The organism is Syntrophotalea sp. (genome assembly GCF_050253115.1).
GTDB classification, from domain to species: Bacteria; Desulfobacterota; Desulfuromonadia; order Desulfuromonadales; family Syntrophotaleaceae; genus Syntrophotalea; species Syntrophotalea acetylenica.
The window spans coordinates 1-7,924 of record NZ_JBFWJQ010000114.1 but is presented as its reverse complement, the minus strand read 5'-3'; the positions used below and the strand labels follow the sequence as shown (position 1 = coordinate 7,924).

The 7,924-nt window shown below is 53.2% G+C and carries 7 protein-coding genes; 4 read left to right on the top strand and 3 right to left on the bottom strand.

The window, feature by feature from the left end:
* Window positions 1–195: hypothetical protein (locus AB7E65_RS10790; protein WP_428745883.1), on the top strand; the 195-nt coding region annotated here is incomplete at its 5' end.
* Here AB7E65_RS10790 and AB7E65_RS10785 read toward each other — a convergent pair.
* Both AB7E65_RS10785 and AB7E65_RS10780 read right to left on the bottom strand, forming a co-directional pair.
* Window positions 185–2,161, bottom strand: a complete 1,977-nt coding sequence (locus tag AB7E65_RS10785; RefSeq protein WP_072285411.1) for a GNAT family N-acetyltransferase — start codon at window positions 2,159–2,161, stop codon at window positions 185–187. The two genes, AB7E65_RS10790 and AB7E65_RS10785, sit on opposite strands and share 11 nt — an antisense overlap.
* Before the next feature lie 223 nt (window positions 2,162–2,384).
* The gene (locus AB7E65_RS10780) at window positions 2,385–3,689 is read right to left on the bottom strand and encodes a citrate (Si)-synthase (RefSeq protein ID WP_072285412.1); all 1,305 of its coding nucleotides are present in this window, start codon (window positions 3,687–3,689) and stop codon (window positions 2,385–2,387) included.
* Window positions 3,690–3,983: 294 nt separating this feature from the next.
* Here AB7E65_RS10780 and dusB point away from each other — a divergent pair, with 294 nt between their 5' ends.
* From dusB to AB7E65_RS10765, 3 genes are all read left to right on the top strand, one after another.
* Window positions 3,984–4,961, top strand: a complete 978-nt coding sequence (gene dusB / locus AB7E65_RS10775; protein ID WP_428745882.1) for a tRNA dihydrouridine synthase DusB — start codon at window positions 3,984–3,986, stop codon at window positions 4,959–4,961.
* A complete protein-coding gene (locus AB7E65_RS10770) occupies window positions 4,958–6,058 on the top strand; it encodes a two-component system sensor histidine kinase NtrB (protein ID WP_072285414.1) in 1,101 nt (366 codons plus the stop codon). The genes dusB and AB7E65_RS10770 overlap by 4 nt, the downstream gene beginning before the upstream one ends.
* Before the next feature lie 83 nt (window positions 6,059–6,141).
* Window positions 6,142–7,575 (top strand): sigma-54-dependent transcriptional regulator, encoded by a 1,434-nt coding sequence (locus tag AB7E65_RS10765; RefSeq protein ID WP_072285415.1) that lies wholly within the window; start codon window positions 6,142–6,144, stop codon window positions 7,573–7,575.
* Window positions 7,576–7,666: 91 nt separating this feature from the next.
* Here the strand turns inward: AB7E65_RS10765 and AB7E65_RS10760 are convergent.
* Window positions 7,667–7,924 (bottom strand): DnaB-like helicase C-terminal domain-containing protein (locus tag AB7E65_RS10760; RefSeq protein WP_428745881.1); only part of this gene is annotated, 258 nt, incomplete at its 5' end.

Below are 7,924 nucleotides of genomic sequence, written 5' to 3'. Positions count from 1 at the left end.
AGGTTGCGTCCCTCGCGAAGCACAATTTACAAATCCGATGGTGCCGCAAAAAATCCGTTCTACAGCGTTACGGCGTTTTTTACCACCAGAACACACGACAAACATGCCTTCACCCCTGAAAAACCCCAAGCCCTGCAGGACGAATTTTTTGCCTGGACGTCCAGGTTTTCACAAACACCTCAATCTAATCAGTAAAAACCAGCCCATCGAAATCATCGTCGGTTGCCGTAATCAGTTGATCGAAATTCTTCCTGGCGAGCGTTGCCAATTCCCCAAGGGGGATGATCTTGAAAGGATCGAAATCGAAGCTGCTCATGTTCCTGGTTACATGGTAAAAAGCAATGGCTTTCTCCGGTTTGATGCCCATCGCCAGCAGTTGCCGGCAACCTTGCTGCAACAACACTATTTTACCGTACAAGTCATCCTTGTCGGCAACAGTCCAGACACCGAGATAGATGGGGCTGTCTATGTTCTTGACATCGCCCTTGAATTCACCGCGAATGAGCTGATCTCTTTTCCTGTTTAAAAGCGGTACGAAATCCAGGTGCTCGGCCAATCGCCGGTCGGCAGCATAAAAATTCCCGGTATCCGGATCAAGCGTAAAGATGATGGTTTTATTGATGGCCTGTCCGTAACTTTTAAAATATATGCCCTTGTAATCCTCAAAATCATATGTATTCAGAAGAAATTTTTCATTCTTTTTGATACGATTGATCATGCCAAGCAGCCAGAATTTAATGATTTCGTGATCAACTCGATATTTCTCAATTTCTTCTTTAATCTGTTTGAAACTGGTTTTTCCATACCGATAGGTCAGAATAAGTTTGAAGATATCACGGACGTTATTGTAATTACTGAAAGACTGAATCAGATCATAACTGAAGATTTCCATCCGCCTTAAATGCCAGATCAGGGAAGCCACTTCGGTCCGGCCGCTTTTATCACTCAACTCCAGCGTCTCGGTCGCCTTCATGAACCCGATAAAGCGCGTCTCAAGCAAGCCAAGGCGGTCGGTTTTTTTCTTGGTGCTGATATTCAGGGTGATGGTCCAGCGGGTAAACTTGCCCTCGCGGCTTTCGACCTTGATATTCCCCGCACCAAACGTCGAAAAAACCTGTCGGGTTCCGACACCCTCCCCTGCCCTGTCCGCCTTGGTCGTTTTGCCTACGAATAGCGGAAGGTTGCGATTGTCGAGCTGCAACCGCTCCGCGCCAATGCCGACTCCATTGTCCTGGATGATCAGCACCACCTTCCCTTCCTTGCGGGTAATCATGATCTGAATGAGCCCGCTTCTGCCAGCCTCTTCGATGGCATCAATGGCGTTGGAAGTCAGATTGATCAGCGCCCGGCTGTAATCCATGTAACCGCCGATGACAGGGGGTATGCTTGCTCCCAGCACGAGGCGAACCTCACAGGGGACATTGGAAGCTTCAATGAAAGGTATCACCCTGTTGGTGAGAATTTCCTTGATATTGACTTCGTGAGAAGCTTTGATTTTATCTTCATACATACTCAAGGTATTGAGCAGTGCCGTATTTTCCCGATTGATATCTTCGATAATATTATTGAAGTTATCAACAGACATGATGGAAACCATATCCGATAGAACCTTGAGGGATTTTTTCGCATCATGCCGGACCTTGCTCAACTCCTCCAGAACCGATACATCTTTATCCTTGAGCGATATACCTTTTTCCAGGATTGATTTTGCGGTAGCGGACATAAGGTAGAAACGCATTTTACGATATACCGTGGACTCTTCAAGATTAAAACCGTTGCTATAAAAAAAGTCTATCGTGCTTACAAGTTTTTCCCATACGAACAAATAAATATAGGATTCACCAGGAACGTCTTTGGCAAGTTTTCTTATAAAGGTTGAACCTATGCCTTTGCCTCGTCCAAAAGGTGAAGTAACCTGTTTATATACCTGAAACTTTGTCTTGTCCGGATTTGAATAAACGAGAATATATCCAAGAAATTCTCCCTCTTCGTCCCATACGTAACTGTGCTCATAATCGATTTCTAGAAATTTGTCCTTGATAAAAGGTGAAGGGATGAGAATTGAATCAATATTTAAAAACGGGATTTTCTTGATCTTGTTCTGATCTTCAATTGTAAGACACCTGATATAGGTAAAGTCATTTGTTGCAACCTCATCCATAGAAAGCCTCTTCCTTTCAGTTTATCCGGTCAGGGCGACTGGTCCTGAACAATCTGCCGGGCACCGACTCGTCTCTCGCTTCCGGCATTGAAACGTCACAGGCATCGAAAAAAACGATTCAAACACCAACGGACCCTTACTCGCACAGTAAGAGTCCGTTGGTGTGCTGCAATCTGCTGGCGACAATCGTCGACCTTCGCATGCGAGCCTTCCTGGCAAAGATTCAGCGAATCCCCGCCACATCCTCCATCATGTCCAGGGTTACGGATTTGGGCCGTTCCAGAGGATAGCCAAGAGCCCGGTCCCAGATAATATTGGCCAGCACGCCTATCGCCCGACCGACGGCAAACAAAACGGTATAGTATTCATATTGGGTTATACCATAGTGCCACTGGATCACGCCGGACTGGGCGTCGACGTTCGGCCAGGGGTTCCGGGCCTTGCCATGTTCCCGCAGCACATTCGGCGCCACCTTGTAAAGCATCTTGACCAACCGATATAACTTGTCATCAGGCAGATATTTTTCGCAGAACTCCATCTGCGCCTCAAACCGCGGATCGGTGCGCCGCAAGACCGCATGCCCGTAACCCGGGATAACCTGGCCGCTGTTCAGGGTTTCCCACAAATAAGCCGCCAACTCTTCTTCAGTGGGAATTCTTCCGTCGAGCTTTTCCATCTTCCCCTGAATCCAGCGCAACACCTCCTGATTGGCCAGACCGTGCAAAGGCCCCGAAAGACCGTTGACGCCGGCGGAAAAGCTGTAATAGGCATCGGCCAGAGCTGAAGCCACCAGGCGGGTGGTGTGGGTCGAGACGTTGCCCGACTCGTGGTCGGAATGCAGAATGAAATACATGCGCGCAACATCGTCGTAGGGCGGCGCAATCCCCATCATATGTGCGAAATCCCCGCCAAGATCAAGCTCCGGATCCGAGGGTATGGGAGTATCACCCTTGTATTTGAGACGATATATAAACGCGGCAATGGCAGGCAGCCTGGCCAGCAGGTTGCAGGAATCCTCATACATGGGATCCCAGAGGTCGCCCTTGCTCATGCCTTCATTGTATCGCCTTGAAAAAAGCGATTCGCGCTGCATGACGACAACGGCAGCGGAGAGCATGGCCATGGGATGCAGATCACGAGGCATGGCCCGCAAAGCCTCGAAAACGTAGCCCGGCACAGGCCGCCGTGCCTGAAAATCCTTGACGACCTGGAGGGTTTGATCCATAGTCGGCACCTCCCCCGTCAGGAGAAAGTACCAGAACCCCTCGACAAAGGGATATTCGGACCCAGGCACCCTGGGCAGGGCTGCGAAGGTTTCGGCTATGGTTTTTCCACGAAACCGCACGCCCTCCTCGGGGTCGAGATAGGAAATATCGCTGACCAGACACTTTACTCCCCGCACACCGCCGATGGCCTGCGCTATGGAGACCCTGTCCAGCTCTACCCGGCCAAACTCCTTGAGCAGACGGGTCACGCGGGGACGCTGCTCCTCAATTTTTTTGAACAGAACGTCTTTCAGCCTGGGCATCGGCAACTCCTTGAACATAGTGCATTTTGCATATTGAAAACGGCCAGGATAAACACCGGATAGCAATTGCACAGCCGTTTGACCGGCCGGGGTGCGTGTTCGGCACAAGTGCTGCAAGGATCCTGGAAAAAATCCTTGTAACTCTGTAACCTGGGGGAACACATCCGAAACGGCATCATTGGCTTTCAATGTATCGCATGCTCAACATCTTGTAAATACAGTTAAATTTCAGCTCACCGGATTTTCCCTTGCAATCTGGTCGGGTCGTGTTTAAACTGCATAAAAATTGTGCAAATGAAAATAGGATCGCTACACCTTAAACACAAATTATTATTGGCGCCCATGGCGGGGATCACCGATCTTGCCTGCCGGCTGATCATGCGCCCGTTCGGTATCGGCCTTGCTTTTTCGGAAATGGTCAGTGCCAATGGCCTGGTTCTGGGTGGCGAGGCAACAAAAGATCTGCTGATATCCGTACCCGAGGACCGGCCTCTCGGCATCCAATTGTTCGGCGAAAATCCCGAAATTCTGGCCGAGGCCTGCCGCCGGATCGAGGAACATTGTGATGTCATCGACATCAATATGGGATGCCCGGTAAAAAAAGTCGTACGCAGCGGCGCCGGCAGCGCCCTGTTGAAAATTCCGGCGCGAGCAGCCGGAATCGTCGCTGCCATGCGCAAAGCAACCAGCCGGCCTCTGACAGTCAAAATCCGCGCTGGATGGGATCAGGCCTGCATCAATTTCCTGGAGATCGCGCACATCGCCGAACAGGAAGGAGCCGATGCCGTAACCCTGCACCCGCGGACCCGCAGTCAGGGTTTTTCCGGCTGCGCTGATTGGACCCTGATTGCCACGTTGAAGCAGCAAATTAAAATCCCGGTCATCGGCAGCGGTGATGTTTTTACACCCCGTGATGCCCTGCGCATGCTGGAGGAAACCGGCTGCGACGCCGTGATGCTCGGGCGCGGCTGTTATGGTAACCCCTGGCTGGCCGGCCAGATTCTCGATCTGCTGGGCGGCAAAGTGCCGCACGCACCAACGACTCAGGAACGCTGCGAAATCGCGCTGCTGCACATGGATACTTTTCTGCGTCATAACAGCGAGCGTAAAACCGTGCTGGACATGCGTAAACATCTTTGCTGGTACGCCAGAGGTTTAAGCGGAGCCGCCCAGTTCCGGGCCGCCGTTAACAAGGTGGAGCAATTGGAGGAACTGCGCTCCGTGGTCAAGCAATTTTTCAGGAACGCCGAACCGCCCGCCGAGGTCTCATGAAAAACCGGGAGCCAAAGGATCGTGCCCTCTACATGAGGGTGCTGGAAAACATGGAAGAGGCGGTGGTCGCCATCGACAATGACGAGCGCATCGTGCTGTTCAATCCCGCCGCGCAGATATGCACCGGATACTCTGAACGGCAGGCGTTAAAACGGCTCCTTGGCGACCTGTTCGGCTCGAGCGCCGACCTGCTGCGTCTGGTGCGCTCTGCCCTTAGCTCGGGACGCTCGATCACCAGTCATGAGGATATCATGCTCAGCCGCAGTGGCGCTACGCCGCTGCCGGTCGGCGTGTCGGCTTCTCCATTGTTCAACGATGATGGCGAGCAGGAAGGAGCGGTTCTGATCCTGCGTGATCATTCCCAAATCCGGGAACTGGAGGAGACGGTCCGTCAGGCGGACAGGCTCGCCATGCTCGGCACCCTCGCTGCCGGCCTGGCCCATGAAATAAAAAACCCCCTTGGCGGCATTAAAGGAGCGGCTCAATTGCTGAACCTCGAATTGCCTCCCGAAAACCCTTTGCGGGAATACACCCGGGTCATGACCCGCGAAGTCAACAGGGTCAATGATCTCATCGAAGAGCTTCTTGACCTGACGCGACCTCGTCCGACACAGTTCGGCGAAGTCAATCTGTCACGCATTTTGGCCGACCAGGTTTTACTGCAGAAACAAAGCCATCCGGACAAGCAGATCAGCTATCAACTGCAACTCGACCCCAGCATCCCGACAATACGGGGCGACGAAGCCCTGCTTTCACGGCTGTTCCTGAACCTGTTGAAAAACGCCGGCGAGGCCATCGAAAGCAAGGGGTTGATTACGGTAACCTCGCGCATCGCCGGGCAATATCTTTTCAACAAACCCGGCGAACGACCGGTACCGATGGTCACGGTAGAGATCCAGGACAACGGACCGGGTATCCCCGAAGACCAGATCGACCGCATCTTTACACCCTTTTTCACCACCAAAACCCGTGGCTGTGGATTGGGACTGGCCATCTGCCAGAAAATCATCAACGAGCATCAGGGGTCGCTGCGGGTCAACAGCCGGCCGGATCAGGGCACGACTTTCACCATCTCCTTGCCCCTGAAAAGAGGTTGACCAACCGTCTGCACCACACCGGATCATCGCGATTTTAGCCGACTGCAGTAATGCAGCCCTAAACCTCACAAGCAGGATCGAGCATGTCCATTCAACGCATTCTGGTAGCCGATGACGAAGAAAGTATCCGCTGGGTGCTGCGCAAGGCGCTGAGCAAACAGGGTTTTAATGTGGACCTTGCCGCCGATGGTGGCGAAGCCAAAAATCTTTTCAGGCGACGGCACTACGATCTGGCCATCCTGGACATCAAGATGCCGGATACTTCCGGACTGGATCTGCTGCGCTACTTTCAGGAACAGCGCCCGGAAATGCTGGTCATCATCATCACTGCCGAATCCTCCATGAAAAATGCGGTGGAGGCCATGAAACTCGGCGCCTATGATTATCTGACCAAACCCTTCGACCTGGATGCCCTCGAAGCCATTATCGTCAAGGCCCAAAAAGCAGCAGCGGCCGCCGAGGAAGTGCATCGCCTCAAAACCGAGCTGAAAGAACAATATCCCCTGGATCGCGCCATCATCGGCAAGAGCAAACCGATGCAGGAGATCTATAAAATCCTCGGCCGCGTGGCGCCCACGGACGTCACGGTGCTCATCACCGGCGAAAGCGGCACCGGCAAGGAGCTGGTCGCCCGGGCGATTCACTACAACAGCCCCCGGGTTGGCAAGGACTTTCTGGCGCTGAACTGTGCCGCCATCCCCGGAGAGTTGCTGGAAAGCGAGCTGTTCGGTCACGAAAAAGGCGCCTTTACCGGTGCCACCGATCGCAAGATAGGCAAATTCGAGCAGGCCAGCGGCGGAACCTTGTTTCTCGACGAAATCGGCGACATGCCCCTTGAGCTGCAGGCCAAACTGCTGCGCGTTCTCCAGGAGAAGGAGATCACCCGCACCGGCGGCAGCAGCTCCATACCCGTTGATGTGCGCATCGTTGCCGCCACCAACCAGAACCTGCGGGAAAAAGTCGCCGCCCGCGAATTCCGCGAGGATCTGTTCTACCGACTGAATGTCGTCCCCATCGCCATTCCGGCCTTGAGAGAGCGGCGGGACGATATTCCCCTGCTGGTGGAGTTTTTTCTCGACCGTGCCCGCGAGGATCTCAATGTCGGCGTTCAGGGATGCACCAGGGAGGCCATGGCACACCTGAAGCGCCATGACTGGCCCGGCAACGTCAGGGAACTGGAAAACACCCTGAAGCGTGCAGCCCTGTTATCCTCAGACCAGATGCTCACCCCCAGTGACTTTCCCGGGCTGGTTCCGGAACCGGCCCGCAAGGAAGCCGAGGAATCCCTGGAAGCACTGATCGCCAACAAGCTAACAACCACCTTTGCGCCCATGGATGTCAATGAGCTCAATAATCTTTATCAGATGGTGCTGCATCAGATGGAACGCCCCCTGATCACCATCATTCTCGAAAAAACCCGTGGCAATCAGGTGCGCGCGGCGGAAATTCTAGGTATCAACCGCAATACCTTGCGCAAAAAAATTCAGACGCTGGATATTGACCTGAAGGAACTGTAACCTGCCGGGCCCGCAACCGATCACTAGCAAAAACGGCTCCGGAGCACATGTCCCGGAGCCGTTTTTGCTGATTATTGCCAAAGCCACCGCATCAGTAGGGTTCCTCACGTCGAACCTGATTTTCGAAACGGGTGAATTGACCGAAAAAGGTCAGATGCACAGTACCGATGGGACCGTTGCGTTGCTTGCCGATAATGATTTCCGCATCCTTGTCGTGCCCTTTTTCGCAGGTACGCTCTTTACTGCGGCAATCGTCGCAATAAACCGCTTCACGATAGATGAACATGATCACGTCCGCGTCCTGTTCGATGGCGCCTGACTCACGCAGGTCCGCCATGATGGGGCGCTT